The following is a 17,162-nucleotide window of genomic DNA, read 5'->3' as shown; positions in this document are numbered from 1 at the left end:
TGTACCCCACAGGCTTTTTTGTATTAGACTTATATAACACTTATATAGAAATATGGATGTTGGCCTTACCTTTTTCATCGGTAAGTTCAGCAGGGCATTCCCTCAACGGAGAATTATAAATGAAGAAACTACTACCGCTTGGAGCAGCCATCGCTATTGCTGCAACATTGACTGGTTGTGAAACGCAACAACAGCAAGTTGCCGTTGCTGCACCTGTGTATGATTGTGTTTTCCCGGATTCACCAACCACTCCAGCCCCTGGCTGGGTTTGTGATGAGCCCGTTGAAGGGGTTGAAGTGTCAGCGGTAGGTTCTTCACAGAAATCCGCAGCTGGTCATTCGCACATGAAACAAATGGCAGCCACAGACGCTCGAGTTCAGCTGGCGCAACGCATGAAAGTCCATGTTCAGAACATGGTTAAACAGTACGTTGAAACCACAGGCGCTGGCGACACTGAAACAGTTGACCGTGTAATGACGTCCGTGACCAAGCAGATCACTGATGAGTCTTTGGTTGGTAGCCGCATCTATAAAACACGCACCAGTCCTTCTGGCACGCTTTACGTATTGATTGGCCTGGATGACATGAAGACAGAAGAAGCCGCTAAGGCAGCGCTTAAAACGTCTATGAACAATGAACGCGCATTATGGCAGCAGTTCAAAGCTCAAAAAGGTCACGATGAGCTGGCGGAAGAAATCGCTAAGTACCGCGAAGCAAACTAACGCTCTGCCAGTAAGTTAAAAGCAGAACGAAAAAAAGCCCCGAAGCTATTCGCTTTCGGGGCTTTTTTATAACATCAAAAAATGAAGTAATAACAAAGACGGCCTAGATTGCCTCCAGTATGCCTTTCACCACTTCGGTTTCGAGCTTATCCGAAATTTTTGCTAAAGCCCGTTTGTAGGCAATGTCTTTATCGTAAGCACCGCCTTTGGCAGACAGCACGCCAGCAGTAATCACATGGTTGCCAGCATCAACCACCTTCACATCGGCATTCATTAAAATAAAGTGGGTGTTTTGTTGCTCTTTCTCAATGATATCCAGCGAGTACTTGATGACCAACTCAGAACTTTGATCCGTCACCACATCCATTTCCAGCTTGGTCAACTGATGAGTTAACATCGCTTCAAGCCGTTGTGCCTTTTGATTTTGCGGCTCCAAACGAACACTGACTTTAGAAATCAATTCATAAATACGAAGTTTTAAATCCGTAGGTTTATAAATCCCGGCCAACTTGTCCTTATCGTTTGCAGACAGTAACTCCAGTTTCTCCAGGTTCAGCTCATATTTGCGAATCAAGGGCAGCGCAGGCATTAAGGCCCGAATGTCACGCATCAAATCAGAGCCGACCGGATATCGTTCATACACAGCAAGCTCAAGCTCTGTCTGTGCAAGCCCTGACTTCAGGCTACGAATCGCCTGAGGACGATCCAAACGCACCAAGACATAGGCGATCTGTCGCTGTTGATCCACATAGGTTTCAAGGCGTTCGATGCCCACCATCTCCGTCTCAGGCACTTTGCTGCTGACGATCACTTCCGTTTTAAGAAAGGCACTGTCATTTTCAGTCTGAGTGGTGGCAGTTAAGCTTTGAGAAACACTGACTTTCAACTGCTTGATTAAATCACTGCGCGCAACGTCATCCGCTTTTTGAATGGCCCGCACACGATCGCCATACACTTCTGAACTACCGATACCATAAAGGTACTGAGCATCCACCGGAGGCGAGACCACCCAAGATGGTGCCCCTTGGCTGACTCGTTGATCGGACGGTGCCGGTTCCACAATATGAGAAGATTTACAGGCTACCAAACCCACCAGCATTAAACCGGCCAGCGCGGCTCTTAGAATAACCATAGAGACCCCTTGTATCGACAGAGCGGACGTCCTGTCCGCTCAAAATTAATCACTCGTTTCTATTTAGAAACCGAAACTGCTCTTTTCCTGGAATTTCTGTATCTTCTTCGTGCCGTTCCACACTTCACGATTGGTCAGCATGTCGATTAACTTCAAATCAATCTGATAAGACGTAACACGATCGCCTTTCAAAGAATCCACAAACGAGTTGATAGAACCCGACATCGCAAAACGAGCACCGGTTTCTTCACCCATCGCGACCTGAGTATCAGCACGGGCGTTAAATTCCTGCTCTTTACGCTCACCACGAATATCTTCACGCTCATCACCGCCCACCACGAAGTCGGCACGACCACTGCGAATCACGGCACGCTTCAAGTCGTTGGTGAAGGTGTCCACCGCAATATGTTCATGAGATTTATTACGAATACGCTGAATAATCACGGTAGGACGCTTGCCCGGGTTATTCCGCTCGTAGTCCGACGCCCAAGGGAAGGACAACATATCAGTAATCATTTCTTCCGACACCAAACGTGAATCCGTCGCATTCCAGCGATCGGTCAATGCAACTTCGGTATTGGTATCCACCCGAGAAACGCTGGTTGAACCACAACCGGCCGCCGTAAGCGCCGCCACCGCCATCATTGAAACTGCAAATTTCTTAACTGCACCTGTCATAAAGGGCTCCTTGAAAAATCATTGATTAAATGAATTGTAACGAATTTATTTTAACCAGCTACTAAAACCTGTACTTTCCTTCTGACCTTCGGCAGCAGCTTTCACCAGTGTTTGCTGCTTCGCTGCAGACAATTGCGGAAAAGAACGATGACGCCAAACATGAATATCACCTTTCTTTAAAACCACCTGTTTATCCGCTGACACCAAACCACCGCTCTTCACAAATGTATTGGTCAGTCTTAAATCGTACTCCCCTTCTTCCAGAGGAATACGCTGAACCAAAATCTCCGCCGGCAACGTCAACCAAGTTCGGGTATCCGCCCTGGCAGTGGTCGCCGTCAAAGCCTTCAGCCCGAACTCCAGTAACTTATTACTTTCGCCTAACGCACTCTGGGACGTTTCAACCAACAAGGTATTTTTTAACGTCTCTCTCGCCAACGCCATGTACAAATCGGTACGAGCATTCAAAACCTGCTCGTTGATCGCATGACGTGCCAAGGATTCCGCTTTCACCAGTGTATATTCTGAACCATTAACAGAAACTGAATTGGACGAACTGATTTCACGAATCGGCGGATAATAGGGCACCGCCACCCGCACACCGCCATCTTTTAAAGCACTGTCAATGCCAAGACTTTCCACCACGTCCCAGGCCGGTCCCAAAATCACTCGTTTGTTAATGATGGTACGAACCACATTATCCAAGCCACCGTTGGAATAGCGCTCCACCACATCAAAAATGCCTTTATCGGCGTACATCATCCAAAACCAAGCGTACTTATCCTGGCTTTGTTGCGCAGAACCGGTTAATAACGGTGTTAATACCATTTCTTTACGAGACGGTTCCACGTACATCACAAAATCCAGTTCTCGTTTCTGAGGAATAAAGTCCAAATGATTGAGAATCACCAACTCAGCGTCTGAGTTTCGGTAGTCTCTTAATTTGTCGCGAAGATCATCGTCCAGTTTTTCCCACTTCAATTTCTTAATGCTTGAGCCCCAACCACCGGCTTTTTGCATCATTCGAATGGTGTCCAGCCAGGCCTGACCAATCATATCATCGCCGACACCCACCTGATCCGCATACCCCTTTTCATAAAGCTCGGCGGCTTTTTGATACGAGATACGGGCGTCATCCCACTCTTTTTGCTGTTCATACAACAAGCCTGATAGGTAATGCGCGTAAGCATTTTCACGAAAAACGAGCTTTTCCTGGTCAATGTAGTTGCCTAAGAACTTTTCAAACAAAGACAATATCTGAGTAAAGGTTTCTTCTTCCTTTTCTTTGGCATCATCAAAGGAACCTTGTTCACTACGAAGTTTGGTGAGTTTATTATCCAGACGCCGAGCCTCAACCAAGGCGCTGTCAAATAAATCCGCACGGGCGATTCGGCCGCTGGCCTGACTGGCTAAAAAGAAATAATTCAGAGACTTGTAATAATTAATATATACATCTTCAAACACCTGACCTTTATAGTCCGCCAAAGTAGGGTTGGTCATTGCCACCAGCAAGGCTTCACTCACGCTTTGGGTATAAAGCTCCTCATAAATGCGTTCGGCTTGCTCCAACAATTGGTTACTGCGCTCATAGTCACCACTGAGATGTTTCAGAACCCCCAGCTCCATGTAATAAAGAATTCTGTCCGAGCTGTCAGGCTGAATGACTTTTTTAAAGGCATCCGCCGCCTTGGAAGGCTCTCCGGCCTGGGTGTAGTCCAGCGCCGTTTGAATGTCATTGCCGTAAGTGGCACAGCCCGATAAAAAAGCAAATACAATTAAAATCAGAAAATTACGTGGCATCTCTTACCCGTTCCTTACCAAAAATATTAAACGTCTTGGTTTCTCTACTTTCTTACGATAGTTGATCATCTTCAATTCACCCCATTTCAGGGTGCGTTTTAAGCAACTGAATTCATCCAGAATTAATCAAGCGCACTAAGTACCCGCTTTAAGTGGGTGAAGACTTTATTTCTGAATTCCTGGCTTTCACACACCAAATGATGGCGAGCATCCTCCACTTTAAAGACCGACACATCTTTAAAGAGTTTCTTAATCACGCCGATGTTATGTCGCCAATCCACCGTTTCATCATCGGTTCCCTGGATGACCGACACCGACAAATCCGAAGCTGGTCTGCGCTCCACCTTGGGAGTCCATTGCTCCAGCGCCGCAACCCAATCCACCTCAAGACGGTTATGCTGAAGCGGATCTGTGTATCGAATAAAATTCAAGAAGGCCTGATCATGGCTATTATTGGAAAAGCCCCGTTCGATACTGTCCACAAACGGGCGAAGTATCTTAAGCAGAATACGGCCTTTCAACCAACCTTCAGGCCGAACCAATGGCGCTAAAAGCACCACATTTGAAAACGGGGTATTAGAGCGGTCGTAATGTTGACGGGAAAGGTAATCGATGATCACCGCACCTCCGGTACTCTGACCAACAATACTCCAACGCTCCGAAGCATTGATATCCAGATCGGTAATGATCGATACCAAGGCATCCTGATAGCTGTCAAATGAGTCTATGTTAGCCCGGTCGCCACTGGACAAGCCATGACCAGGCAGGTCAAATGCCGTAACGGATAACCCCAACTCCAGACATTCCCGAATGAGATACTTATAAAGACCCACATGATCATAATAACCATGCAGCACGAGCACATTGCCACGTTCGTTCTTGGCTTGAAAGTGCTGGACACAAAGATCAAACGCATTAGATTTGAGTAACCGGGCCGACTGTTTAGCCAACCCCAAACGATGGAAGTCCAAGCCATAAAACTGCCAATAGGGTTCCATCACGGCATTGGACGTTTCTTCTTTCGAAGCAAGGCGATGTCGTATATTTTCCTCAGACCAATCCATGTCTCAAATCTTTATCAATGAACCAACTGACAAGATTAGATTGATGCCCGCAAAATGAAAAGCATTTTACGAAATTTCCTGCATTTTTAAGCAGATATCCGTCCTTACTGTTTTAATGGTGAGCAGAATGCGCCGAATGCTGCGAGTGGTGCATAGGCTCACCTAAATCCATTGCCTGATCGTTCAGTTTTGTCAAAACAGCGAGATCAATTTCATCAAACGTCATCACCTCGCCATTGTGTTTCCGGGAAAATGACTCCGCAGCGTCCTTGGTGGCAAATGAAGCCAAAGTCGGCCCCATTGCTCCATTTAAGTTATGCCCTACCACAAAATACGCGGACGCAGCATCTATGTATTTCGCATCGCCTTGTTTATCCCAGGGCGCAGAAGCAACATCATGCACATAAATTTGTTTCACCCGGTGCTGATGCTCCGGCTGCAGCGCGTAAGCAAATAAATCTCGGGTTGAACAAAAGCGCTTGGGGTCACTCCCTCCCCTTTCAAACAACTGACCTTTCGGGCCGGGAAACTGATTAATCAACATACCGCACAAATCGCATTCTTCACCGTTGTGAATAATGACAGCCTCATGCACTTCAGTAACTTCAACGTTTTTGCTGCAACCTTGAATCAGAAGACCCAGCGCCACCAGCACGCCAACCAAGGTAACTTTCACAGTTTGTTTTATGGCAACCTGTTTCATGACAACTCCTTTCTTTTCAGCATCAACCAACATCCAAGCAATGGCACTGCAACCCAAAGCCCCATAGCCATAACAAGCGCAGCCAAACCGTCCGCACCTTTGTCCGCCAGATCCAACACGCCGGTATAACTTTGGGCGTCCACCACCTGATAAATAAAAATACGAAACACGTCTGTAGGGTTCAACCATAACAAGTAAGGCACTAAGGTTTGATTAATGTCGCCTTCACTGGCCACCAGAATGGCCATCAGAACCAAGTCAAATACCAATACAAAAAAGAACCAAACCACCAACGCCAAACCCGCCGCCTTAGACTTCTCGGACACCGCCAGACTGATCACATACGCCAACGCAATGAACACCCAACCCAAAACACTGGCCGCCATAATAAACAATCCAAATGCCTTCAGTACTTCGAAAGTATCCACCTCACTGACCGCCGAAATCACCAGCGCAGGCAAACCAAATCCTATCAGGGACGCCACCGTTAAAATCAATGCCTGCCCTAAAAACTTACCAAGCAACAACTGCCCCTGAGAAAGCGGATAGGTAAACAACAGGAGCAAAGTACCTTGCTCCTGTTCCCCCACAAAACAGTGATACGACAACATCAGAGCAATCAAGGGAATCAACATCACCGAAAGGCTGGCCAAACTGACCAGGGTTGACTCCAGCGATGCAAAGCCCAAAACACCCGCAGTCGCGGAGCCAAAATAGGCCAAACCCAAGGACAACAAAATAAAAATCAGCGAAATAGCGCCTGTCCAACGATTCCTTAAGCCATCACGAAATTCTTTCTGAGCCACAATCCAAACTTTACTCATGACCCACCCCCTGTGATTCAGCGCTCTGGCTGTGGAAATCAGAGATGTAATATCGGTACAAAGCCTCCAATGACGGCGGCGTAACCTGCAGGTCTGTTACATTCTGATTTGCCAGTAAATGCTTCATCACGATCATCTTTTCCGGCGTCGGAACCGTAAAACGACTGGCGTTAGACGTCGTTTCCAGAACGGTTGATATGGATTGATAGCCATTCAACGCTGTACTGAGTTCTGAAGAACTCAAGCCAGATACATTAAACTCAGTCGGCAACTTCGCCTGAAGTCTCAGCTCATCCAGAGACCCTAACGCCAGCTTTCGACCAGCGCTTAAAATCATGGCCCGATCAATATGATTCTCAACATCGGGCAAGACATGCGAACATAAAATCACCGCACAGCCACTGGTCTTTAACCGATCAACCATTTGATAAAAATCCCGCGTCGCAACCGGATCAAGCCCCACGGTCGGTTCGTCCAGAATTAAAATTTTAGGCTCACCTAAAAACGCCTGAGCCAAGCCCAAACGCTGGCGCATGCCTTTTGAATAAGTCTTCACGGGTCGGTCAGCGGCATGCGCCAGATTTACTTCTTCCAGCAATGCATCCGCATGCGCTAAAGAATGACCTTTCAACCGGGCAAAATAACGTAACACCTCACGGCCAGACAGGTGTTCATAAAAGCTGACATTTTCCGGTAAATATCCGAACTGACTGCGGTAATCATGATCCGAATTCGTTCGCGGACAATAACCCAGCACTTTTAACTGGCCTGAAGAGGGTTTCAACACACCCAGTATTAATTTCATCAAAGTACTTTTTCCGGCGCCATTATGACCGAACAACCCAAGCACCTCGCCAAACGAAATGTTCAACGAAAGCGGATGTAACGCTTCTACCGAACGGTAATACTTACTTAAATCGGTGAGTTCTACAGCATATTCTGACATCAAAGCCCTCCTAGGAGCGTTTTCTCAGCCACAGGGCGATTCGGTTTCATCAAAGGAAAAGAGTCTTTCACACCGGGCGCTTTTAAGACCGGAAACTGGCCTTGCACCCATCGCAATAACAACACTGCGGGGCTATCCATTAACATCTTCGCTTCCGGGTATTTCCAAAACAGCTTATCAACCCCGTCGTTGGGCTCGAACGGTACATCGCCATGACCGTCGCCATCCATATCCCAGCCGTGATAATTACTCCAATAATTGCCTTTTCCTTCCTGACTCCACTCCTGAAACCGATTGGACACGTATTTCACCTGAATGGGGTTATCAATAAAAGAATTACCAAACACTTTGACCTTCTCAGAACCAGCAGTCAGATGAATGCCTATTTCGGCGTGTTCAACGTAATTGTTACTGATGGTGTTGTAACCCGAATTATAAACAAACAGGGCTTTGCCATCGCGACCCGGCACTTTGTTTTCCGGTTTGGTCCAGACATTTTTTATGATATTACTGTCGATTTCTGAGTAGATGATGTAATTGAGCAGGAAGCCGTAGTCTTCCGTATTTTCACTGACGTTGCCTCGAATCTCTAGATACCGGGAGTTCATCATGGCGTAGCCTGCCCGGGTCGAATAGGCATAATTATTCAAAATTTTATTACTGTACGAATACATGTAGTGAATGCCATATCTGAGATCATGCATGGTGTTGTTTTCCAATACATTATCCTTACTGGCAATCACATAAAGACCATCACGGGTTTTACTGATTTCATTCCCCCGAACCAGAGAGTTCTTCATGTTTGACAATTGAATTCCATTGCCCCGATCCGCTGACCTCAGTGCGGTGTTACCAACCACTTGGTTATTAATCACTTGGCAATCTTTACCGCCTTGCAACCAGATACCAAAGCCATCGCCCTCCAGGTACGTATTCTGAATGATGACATTTTCGGGCTTTTTATCGGCGTAAATACCGGCGTTTTGCTCGGTCAAATCATCGCCCCAGTTTACAATGCGAATGCCATCAATGGTGACCTCAGAAGCGGTGATGTATAAAGCATGGCCTTCACCTTGCGCATCAATCACAGCACCCGCATCTCCTTTTAACGACATCGATTGAGCAATAACGAAGCTCCCCAAATAGCGGCCTGCAGAAAGAATGACTTCATCACCCGAGGAAGCACGATTCAGTACCATCTGCAAATCCTGATCAGGAGAGACCTGCCACTCTTGTGCACTGGCACTGAAACTCACCCACCAGAACAGCACCAGAACAGTAATGAAACCACGAAATCTTTTTGTCATGCCTGCCAACCACTCATAAACGCACTTAATGACGCTTCTTGATAGCCCTTGATCTTGACTCTCAAAACCAAAAGACAAACCCCGAGAATAAAAAAAGCATAACGCCATTTGACGTTATGCTTCTTGAGCTAGATTAATAAATCAAACAATTTAACTGTCAAAAACAGAACAATTGAATTGACTTATTGCTTGCTTCTTACGCTTCCACCAGCATACGTCCACGCATTTCCATGTGCAGTGCATGACAGAACCAGTTACAGTAGTACCACTGAACACCCGGCTGATTTGCAACAAATGTAATGGATGACGTGGCCTTCGGACCAATTTCCATCTGCACTCCATGATTGGTCATACAGAAACCATGAGTTACATCTTCAACCTCATCAAGGTTTGTTACGATAACCGTAACTTCGTCACCTAACTTCACTTTGAACTCAGTCAAACCGAAATTTGGTGCAACGGAAGTCATATAAACACGCACTTTCTTACCTTCACGAATGACTTTGTTGTCATACTCAAGATCAACGCCGTCCTTCTTGGCCATAGCAACGGTTTCTGCGAAAATCGGATCATCTCGGGTCCACAGTTTATTCGGCTTCATTTTACTGCGGTGAACGATCATACAATCGTGTGGTTCCGCATAAGTCGGACCATCGTGAACCAACTTCATTTCATCACCGGAAATGTCGATCAGCTGATCGTTCTCAGGACGCAGCGGACCCACTGGCAAGAAACGGTCTTTCGAGAACTTACAAAGAGAAATCAACCACTTGCCGTCCGCATCACGGGTTTCACCGGCAGACGTGTGGTTATGCCCCGGCTGATAATGCACATCCAGTTTTTGACGAATGTAATTTACTTTCTTACCTTGATAAGCAGCGATCGCATCTTCCACGTTCCACTTAGCAATCTGGCTGTCCAGGAACAAGGTGGTATAAGCGTTACCCTTGTTATCAAACGCCGTATGCAAAGGCCCTAAGCCTAATTCAGGCTCTGCAACGATGGCATCTCTTGGCTTGATTTTATCAGCAAACAAGTCATCCAGTTTGTCGATCGCAATTACAGAAACGGTTGGGGACAACTTACCGTTTGCAACAAAGTATTTCCCGCTTGGAGAAGTGTTCATGCCATGCGGTGACTTAGGTACAGGGATGTAACGAGTCAGATCCGAGCCTTTAGTACCGTCCAATACAGGAACATTATTGCCATTATACGTTTTGAACTTTCCGGCTTTCACTGCCGCTTCACATCGCTCTAGACTGAAGACCACCACGTGATCACGCTCTGCCGCGATCATTTCTCCTAATGTCATTCCCATTTCAGAGTTATAACAGGTAGAAGCGAAATACTTACCGTCATAATCGGCATCGGTGTTATCCAGGTTACCATCCACCATTACCTGGAATGCTACTTCCATCGTTTCAGCGTCAATGACATTAAATAACGAACGGTAAGTGCTTACGTCTTCCAAGGACGCCTTACCATCGTTCACAATGGGTACCTCAAATTCACCATTACAAATCACATACTTTGTATACGGTACTTTCTGAACACGCAGACCATGAATCGCCTGAACATTCGGAACCGTTAACATCTTATCCGTTTTCATTACATCACAACGAATACGGGCAACACGCGTGTTTGCTTTATCGTTAATGAATACATATTTACCGTCGTAACGGCCGTCCTGCATCGACATATGCGGGTGATGAGAGTCGCCCGCTAATAAATGAGCACTGTCACCTTTAATACGCTTACTTTCATTCGTCAAACCCCAGCCCGTAGCACTGTCTACGTTAAATACAGGAATACGCATCAGCTCACGCATGGACGGAATGCCCAGAATACGCACCTCACCTGAGTGTCCGCCACTCCAAAAACCATAATACTCATCCAGATCACCGGGATGAATAAAGGCTTTATTATTACCGGCCTCTGCTGCTTGAGCTTTCGCTGCTGAAGCAAACATAGCTGCCGTCATTGGCACTGCCGCTGCGCCAGCCCCTGCTAACGCGCCGGCACCTAAAAAGCTACGGCGACTCAAACCACCTGTTTCTTCGGTTGTTACTGTTTTATCTTTATCGTTGTTAGTCATAATTAGCTCCCGGCTTTCTCTCGTTTCTTTAAAATTTCCACTGTCTTAATTTCCTCTCGTACAGGCCTAGCCCACAATCTTGATTGGCTCTGCCTCTACGGTGTTCTGAACCTTTTTGTTACGTTTTTTCTGCTTGTTTACCAGCGGCGGACATTTATTTTCGTTCCAGTAAGTCACCTGACAATCCAGGCAGTGATGACACTCACGTAAATTAATTTCACCGTTCTTTTCAATGGCGCCGATTTCACACTCCACCGCACACAACTGGCATGGCTGACCACATTCTTTACGGCGTTTCAGCCAATCAAATAAACGAACCCCAGACGGAATAGCCAAAGCCGCGCCCAGTGGGCAAATGTAGCGACAGTAAACTTTCCGGCTGAACAAAGAGATCACTAACAAGGCAACCGCATAAATAATGAATGGCCAGTCGCGATCAAAGCGAAGTAAAAATACAGTTTTGAACGGTTCCACTTCCGCGTATTGTTCCGCCGTCTGCAACGACTCCAGAGACAAACCAAACAGTGCCAACAAAATCAGATACTTCACCGCCCACAGACGTTCATGAATGGCAAAAGGCACGACGTACTGAGGTATTTTTAATTTCACCGCAAGTTCGCCCAACAGCTCCTGCAAAGCGCCAAACGGACACAACCAACCACAAAATATCCCCCGGCCCCACAATAAAATACTCACGGCCACAAACACCCATAAGCAGAAGATCACCGGATCAAGCAAGAAGGTTTCCCAATGAAATTCGCTCATCAGGTTTTGGGTAAAGGTGAATACATTGACCACCGAGATTTGCCCCAACGAATACCAGCCAATGAAGACAATGGTGTAGAGCAAAAAGACCCGACGGAAGTTATGTAAGAATTTTGGAAAACGAACCAGCCAGTCTTGTAAGAAAATCACCACCAACAGAATGACCATGCTGATGATCAAAATCACCACAGACGTTTGTTTTTCATCCCAAACCTGCTTCCAAAGCGGCAAATCTTCATCCACTTCTTCGATGACAGGCTCTGGGCGATCCACATATTTATCTAACGGTTGGTAGTCGGCTTTGAAACTGCTGAACAAGCTGTCAACCGGGCCGGTCTGACGGCGAACCAACAGCTCAACCTGCCAATCCTGCCCCGGATTAAATTGATGGTGTTCACGCACAATAAAAATCGACATTTCACGGAAATACGGAGTGCCTTCCGCATAGAGATCATTCACCCGATAGTGATCAAGATCCCTGAAACTGAAAACATTGTCGCCCTGGTGAATCTGAATGCGATCAAAAATACCGCCACGAACATAACCTGATCCTTTGAAAGAGAAGCCATTACCCAATAAAGCAATGGCATGCTCGCCAGGCTTCAAGGTTTCCGTTAACCACTGAAATTCGCTATCACCGAGCAAAGACCGGCCAATGGTAGGCACATCCAATAAGGTGTAATACAAATCAATAAAAGAGGATTCCGCCTCCTCTTTGGTTAGAGGCGATGCAGACTCCGCCTCAGTACCTTTAAAAGATGCTTCAACTTGCTGATTATTCAGCGTCAAACGACGGATCGAGCCATCGCCGGTCAATGCAGTCCATGAGCTTTGCTGGTAAACGTCCTGCTTAATGGTCGCCATCGCCGTCGCTGCCACTTCGTCAAATTCAAGAATACCTTTTGAACTGGCTACTTTTTTAGCTGCACGCATAATGGCTAAATTTTCAACCATGACGGTCACCGTCGCGCCGGACAAGCCGTCGACATGAACCACGCCTTCTTCCTGCAAACCGCCAATTTTTACCTTATCGGACGCCATCAACCCTTCATATTGATCGGTGAAAATCTGCAGCTTTTTTTCTGGTATCCCTACCAATAAAATCGGCTCGTGGTGCTCCAATACCTTGGCGGTCAGAATTTTTCCTTCCGGGTCAATGACCACCAAGACATTCACAGGCTCACCAGAATAAGCGGGAATCCGCGCTACATCATTGGTTTCAAAGGCATAACCCAATATTTGATCTTGTTTTTTAATCGTCCAGGAAGCGGGATCTCCGGATTTATCTTCAATAGAGGTGGCATTAGGAAAGGTCGCCTCAATGAATGGCATAGGGTCTTTTGCCGGACTGACGGTTAGTCCACCAGCAAACAATAACTCCGAAACTAACAGCAAGGAGAAAAACAGCCACACAGCGTGGACAAATCCTTTACCATTCGTAATTGTTGTATCCATTTCCAACCTCAGACATCACTTCAAAATAATTGTCTAACTCAATCTTTGAGATCAGTATCCGAGCAGTGCGACAAATTGTCACACCCCTATTCGGGTTCTATTGATATACATCAAACGAATAAATAATGTTTTTTGGGAGGGAAGAAACTGGCAAGCGCCGGGTGGGGATTTTCAATTATTTCAGACAAAAAAACCCTTATTTAATAAAGGGTTAATCATAAAAAACGCGACCATATAGTCGCGTTTTTAGAACAATACAACAACTTAGCCGATCTTAGGATCAAGCGAACCTGACTCGTAACGCTCAAACATGTCATCCAATGACAAAGCCGTCATTTTGGATGCATTGCCCGCCGTGCCGAATGCTTCGTAGCGAGCCACGCAGATTTCTGTCATCGCTTTCGTTGCAACAGCAAGGAACTTACGAGGATCAAACTCAGACGGGTTCTCGGCCATAAAGCGACGAATCGCACCTGTGGATGCCAAGCGCAAATCGGTATCAATATTCACTTTACGAACACCGTGTTTGATGCCTTCACAAATTTGTTCAACCGGTACACCATAAGTTTCTGGGATTTCACCACCGAACTCATTAATAACCGCCAACCACTCCTGAGGAACAGAGGAAGAGCCATGCATTACCAAGTGCGTACCAGGAATGCGCTTGTGAATTTCTTTAATACGGTCAATCGCAAGAATATCGCCGGTAGGCGGACGCGTAAACTTGTAAGCGCCGTGTGATGTACCACATGCGATGGCAAGGGCATCCACACCCGTCTTCTTAACAAAGTCTGCGGCTTCTTCAGGGTCAGTCAGCATTTGATCGTGGGTCAACTTGCCCACAGCACCGATACCGTCTTCTTCACCCGCTTCGCCCGTTTCCAGCGAACCAAGACAGCCTAATTCACCCTCGACAGAAACACCGCACGCGTGCGCCATTTCTACGGTACGGCGAGTCACGTCTACATTGTACTCGTAGCTGGCAGGGGTTTTACCGTCTTCGCCCAATGAACCGTCCATCATTACTGATGAAAAGCCCAATTGAATAGATCGCTGACAGATCGCCGGTGAAGTACCGTGATCCTGGTGCATACACACAGGAATGTGTGGAAATTCTTCAATCGCAGCCAGAATCAAATGACGTAAAAACGGCGCGCCTGCGTACTTACGTGCGCCAGCAGAGGCCTGAACGATTACCGGAGAGTCAGTCTGGTCTGCCGCGATCATGATTGCGCGCATTTGTTCCAGGTTATTTACGTTGAATGCCGGTACGCCATAACCGATTTCAGCGGCGTGATCCAACATTTGGCGCATAGAAATAAGAGCCATAATACAATTCCTTATAAATAATGATTATTTTGCGCGTTCTTCTAGGACAGCAACCGCCGGTAATGTTTTTCCTTCAACGAATTCAAGGAACGCACCACCACCCGTCGAGATATAGGATACTTTGTCGGCAATGTTATATTTATCCACTGCCGCTAACGTATCACCGCCTCCCGCAATCGAGAAACCTTCAGATTCAGCAATCGCCAAAGACAATTCTTTGGTGCCTTCGCCGAACTGATCAAATTCAAAAACACCCACAGGGCCATTCCAGATGATGGTCTTGGCCGCTTTCAATGCTTCCGCCAATGCCTTCGCTGAGTCCGGGCCAATATCAAAGATCATGTCATCATCCTGAACGTCTGCAGCCGCTTTTAGCGTCGCCTCAGCCGTTTCAGAAAATTCCTTACCACACACAACATCCGTAGGCACAGGAATGGTCACTTTTTCCATCAACGCCTTGGCATTCGACACCAAGTCAGCTTCATACAATGACTTACCTACCGGCTTGCCATCTGCGGCCAGGAAGGTATTGGCGATACCGCCACCCACAATGATCTGATCACAAAGATCAGACAGGCTTTCCAATACTTCAAGTTTAGTCGAAACTTTCGAGCCACCCACAATCGCAATCAATGGCCGGGCCGGGTTGTCCAGCGCTTTGCCTAATGCATCCAGCTCAGCAGATAATAATGGGCCTGCGCACGCTACTGGTGCAAATTTAGCCACACCGTGCGTCGATGCCTGAGCACGGTGAGCCGTACCAAATGCATCCATTACGAATACATCACACAAAGCGGCATAGGCTTTCGCCAGTGCATCTTCGTCTTTCTTTTCGCCTTTATTAAAACGGACGTTTTCCAACAACACCAATTCACCGGCAGCAACCTCAACACCTTGGTTGAAGTCTTTAATCACGGGGACGCTTTTGCCCAGTTTTTCCGCCAAATAGGTGGCAACCGGCTGCATGGAGAATTCTTCAGCGTATTCGCCTTCGGTCGGCCGTCCCAAATGAGACATTACAATCACTTTAGCGCCTGCATTCAATGCGTGCTCAATGGTCGGCAACGATGCTCGAATACGAGCATCTGACGTGACTTTACCGTCTTTTACAGGAACATTAAGGTCTTCACGAATCAGGACTCGTTTTCCCGCCAAGTCCAAATCAGTCATACGAATTACAGACATGTCTTTATCTCATCTCTTTAAATTTAAACTAATTATTAGTGGTTAAATCCACACTTACTGACGCCATTAAGCGCCCATCGTCAGCGCGGTATCCAACATTCGGTTGGCAAAGGCCCACTCATTATCAAACCAGACAACCAGCTTTGCCATTTTGCCATTCACGACTCGGGTTTGAGTTCCGTCTACGATGCCCGAACGACTGTCATGATTAAAATCGATCGAAGCATGAGGTTCTTCGGTATACCCCAATACTCCCGCCAAGCCATTCTTAGACGCCTGGCTCAGCGTTTGATTTAACCGCTCAACATCGACTTCCGAACTGAGTTCAACGGTTAAGTCCATCAGCGATACGTTCTGAGTCGGCACTCGCATATGCAAAGCGACGAACGCATCCTTAAATTCAGGCAACACCCGCTCAATCCCCGCCGCCAAACCAGTGTCCACCGGAATGATCGATTGGCCGGCACTTCGGGTGCGACGTAAATCACTGTGATAAGCATCAATGACCGGTTGATCATTCATCGCCGAATGTATGGTGGTGATGGTGCCACACACGATGCCATAGCTGTCATCCAGTACCTTCAACACCGGAATAATACAGTTGGTGGTACACGACGCATTCGAAACAATCACTTCCTCACCGGTCAGCGAGTGGTGATTCACCCCGTAAACCACGGTTGCATCCACATCAGAAGACGCAGGTTGCGAAAACAGCACCTTGCTGGCACCGTTACGAATGTGTAATTCCGCCGTGGAGCGATCCTGAAATGCACCGGTGCATTCCAACACCACATCCACATCAAGGTCATGCCAGTTCAATGCCTGCACATCAGGTTGATTGAACACCCGAATCGTTTCACCATCAATCTGCAAGTAGTCCTTCCCGGAATCTGAGTGAGTAGTCACTTCGAACGGAAAACGTCCGTGGGTGCTGTCGTAGCGCGTCAAATAGGAGACGGTTGCTAAGTCTGCCAACTCATTTATCGCTACGACCTGAATGCGATCACGATAATTATTTTCGAATAACGCCCGGACAATGCCCCGCCCGATTCGACCATAACCATTTACCGCAATTCTTAGCATTCAATCCATTCCAGACAGTTTCTAATTCAATATGAGACAATCACCAACCGCATTTCAAGCATCAAACAAAGGGC

14 protein-coding genes are annotated in these 17,162 nt (G+C 46.8%); 1 reads left to right on the top strand and 13 read right to left on the bottom strand.

Translation table 11 applies throughout. From position 1 onward, the window contains the following. Positions 1-119: 119 nt before the first annotated feature. Positions 120-722 (top strand): LPP20 family lipoprotein, encoded by a 603-nt coding sequence (locus ABD744_RS12305; protein ID WP_344798802.1) that lies wholly within the window; start codon positions 120-122, stop codon positions 720-722. Between the two features lie 103 nt (positions 723-825). On the opposite strand, the gene ABD744_RS12300 is transcribed toward ABD744_RS12305, so the two are convergent. From ABD744_RS12300 to ABD744_RS12240, 13 genes are all read right to left on the bottom strand, one after another. Further along, on the bottom strand, positions 826-1,854 hold the full coding sequence (locus ABD744_RS12300; RefSeq protein WP_344798801.1) for an LPP20 family lipoprotein: 1,029 nt from the start codon (positions 1,852-1,854) through the stop codon (positions 826-828). Between the two features lie 63 nt (positions 1,855-1,917). Continuing rightward, entirely contained in the window at positions 1,918-2,532 is a 615-nt protein-coding gene (locus ABD744_RS12295) for a penicillin-binding protein activator LpoB (RefSeq protein WP_344798800.1), read from the bottom strand. A 45-nt stretch (positions 2,533-2,577) separates the two neighbouring features. Further along, complete coding sequence (locus tag ABD744_RS12290) at positions 2,578-4,332, bottom strand: COG3014 family protein (protein ID WP_344798799.1); 1,755 nt, start codon at positions 4,330-4,332, stop codon at positions 2,578-2,580. A 122-nt stretch (positions 4,333-4,454) separates the two neighbouring features. Then, positions 4,455-5,396: an alpha/beta hydrolase gene (locus tag ABD744_RS12285; protein WP_344798798.1), complete on the bottom strand. Its 942-nt coding sequence runs from the start codon at positions 5,394-5,396 to the stop codon at positions 4,455-4,457. A 112-nt stretch (positions 5,397-5,508) separates the two neighbouring features. Continuing rightward, a complete protein-coding gene (locus tag ABD744_RS12280) occupies positions 5,509-6,099 on the bottom strand; it encodes a nitrous oxide reductase accessory protein NosL (protein ID WP_344798797.1) in 591 nt (196 codons plus the stop codon). Further along, complete coding sequence (locus tag ABD744_RS12275; protein ID WP_344798796.1) at positions 6,096-6,923, bottom strand: ABC transporter permease; 828 nt, start codon at positions 6,921-6,923, stop codon at positions 6,096-6,098. The genes ABD744_RS12280 and ABD744_RS12275 overlap by 4 nt, the downstream gene beginning before the upstream one ends. Continuing rightward, positions 6,916-7,869 (bottom strand): ABC transporter ATP-binding protein, encoded by a 954-nt coding sequence (locus ABD744_RS12270; protein WP_344798795.1) that lies wholly within the window; start codon positions 7,867-7,869, stop codon positions 6,916-6,918. Before ABD744_RS12270 ends, ABD744_RS12275 begins: the two co-directional genes overlap by 8 nt. After that, a complete protein-coding gene (locus ABD744_RS12265) occupies positions 7,869-9,176 on the bottom strand; it encodes a nitrous oxide reductase family maturation protein NosD (RefSeq protein WP_344798794.1) in 1,308 nt (435 codons plus the stop codon). The genes ABD744_RS12270 and ABD744_RS12265 overlap by 1 nt, the downstream gene beginning before the upstream one ends. 196 nt (positions 9,177-9,372) lie before the next feature. After that, complete coding sequence (gene nosZ / locus ABD744_RS12260) at positions 9,373-11,271, bottom strand: TAT-dependent nitrous-oxide reductase (protein ID WP_344798793.1); 1,899 nt, start codon at positions 11,269-11,271, stop codon at positions 9,373-9,375. Between the two features lie 66 nt (positions 11,272-11,337). Further along, positions 11,338-13,491: a transcriptional regulator NosR gene (nosR, locus tag ABD744_RS12255; RefSeq protein WP_344798792.1), complete on the bottom strand. Its 2,154-nt coding sequence runs from the start codon at positions 13,489-13,491 to the stop codon at positions 11,338-11,340. A 264-nt stretch (positions 13,492-13,755) separates the two neighbouring features. Beyond that, positions 13,756-14,820, bottom strand: coding sequence for a class II fructose-bisphosphate aldolase (gene fba / locus ABD744_RS12250; RefSeq protein ID WP_344798791.1), 1,065 nt, complete (start codon positions 14,818-14,820; stop codon positions 13,756-13,758). A 24-nt stretch (positions 14,821-14,844) separates the two neighbouring features. Further along, entirely contained in the window at positions 14,845-16,005 is a 1,161-nt protein-coding gene (locus ABD744_RS12245; protein ID WP_344798790.1) for a phosphoglycerate kinase, read from the bottom strand. A gap of 66 nt (positions 16,006-16,071) precedes the next feature. Beyond that, positions 16,072-17,088 carry a glyceraldehyde 3-phosphate dehydrogenase NAD-binding domain-containing protein gene (locus tag ABD744_RS12240; protein WP_344798789.1) on the bottom strand — a complete coding sequence of 339 codons (1,017 nt, stop codon included), beginning with the start codon at positions 17,086-17,088 and terminating at the stop codon, positions 16,072-16,074. Between the last annotated feature and the right edge of the window lie 74 nt (positions 17,089-17,162).

This window comes from Litoribacillus peritrichatus, assembly GCF_039537985.1.
Classification (GTDB): Bacteria; Pseudomonadota; Gammaproteobacteria; order Pseudomonadales; family Litoribrevibacteraceae; genus Litoribacillus; species Litoribacillus peritrichatus.
This window is presented reverse-complemented; position numbering and strand designations above follow the sequence as displayed.

Bases quoted from the DNA above. Each gene is read 5' to 3' on its own strand.
- ABD744_RS12305 (WP_344798802.1), top strand. From the start codon at position 120: ATGAAGAAACTACTACCGCTTGGAGCAGCCATCGCTATTGCTGCAACA.
- ABD744_RS12300 (WP_344798801.1), bottom strand. From the start codon at position 1,854: ATGGTTATTCTAAGAGCCGCGCTGGCCGGTTTAATGCTGGTGGGTTTG.
- ABD744_RS12295 (WP_344798800.1), bottom strand. From the start codon at position 2,532: ATGACAGGTGCAGTTAAGAAATTTGCAGTTTCAATGATGGCGGTGGCG.
- ABD744_RS12290 (WP_344798799.1), bottom strand. From the start codon at position 4,332: ATGCCACGTAATTTTCTGATTTTAATTGTATTTGCTTTTTTATCGGGC.
- ABD744_RS12285 (WP_344798798.1), bottom strand. From the start codon at position 5,396: ATGGATTGGTCTGAGGAAAATATACGACATCGCCTTGCTTCGAAAGAA.
- ABD744_RS12280 (WP_344798797.1), bottom strand. From the start codon at position 6,099: ATGAAACAGGTTGCCATAAAACAAACTGTGAAAGTTACCTTGGTTGGC.
- ABD744_RS12275 (WP_344798796.1), bottom strand. From the start codon at position 6,923: ATGAGTAAAGTTTGGATTGTGGCTCAGAAAGAATTTCGTGATGGCTTA.
- ABD744_RS12270 (WP_344798795.1), bottom strand. From the start codon at position 7,869: ATGTCAGAATATGCTGTAGAACTCACCGATTTAAGTAAGTATTACCGT.
- ABD744_RS12265 (WP_344798794.1), bottom strand. From the start codon at position 9,176: ATGACAAAAAGATTTCGTGGTTTCATTACTGTTCTGGTGCTGTTCTGG.
- nosZ (WP_344798793.1), bottom strand. From the start codon at position 11,271: ATGACTAACAACGATAAAGATAAAACAGTAACAACCGAAGAAACAGGT.
- nosR (WP_344798792.1), bottom strand. From the start codon at position 13,491: ATGGATACAACAATTACGAATGGTAAAGGATTTGTCCACGCTGTGTGG.
- fba (WP_344798791.1), bottom strand. From the start codon at position 14,820: ATGGCTCTTATTTCTATGCGCCAAATGTTGGATCACGCCGCTGAAATC.
- ABD744_RS12245 (WP_344798790.1), bottom strand. From the start codon at position 16,005: ATGTCTGTAATTCGTATGACTGATTTGGACTTGGCGGGAAAACGAGTC.
- ABD744_RS12240 (WP_344798789.1), bottom strand. From the start codon at position 17,088: ATGCTAAGAATTGCGGTAAATGGTTATGGTCGAATCGGGCGGGGCATT.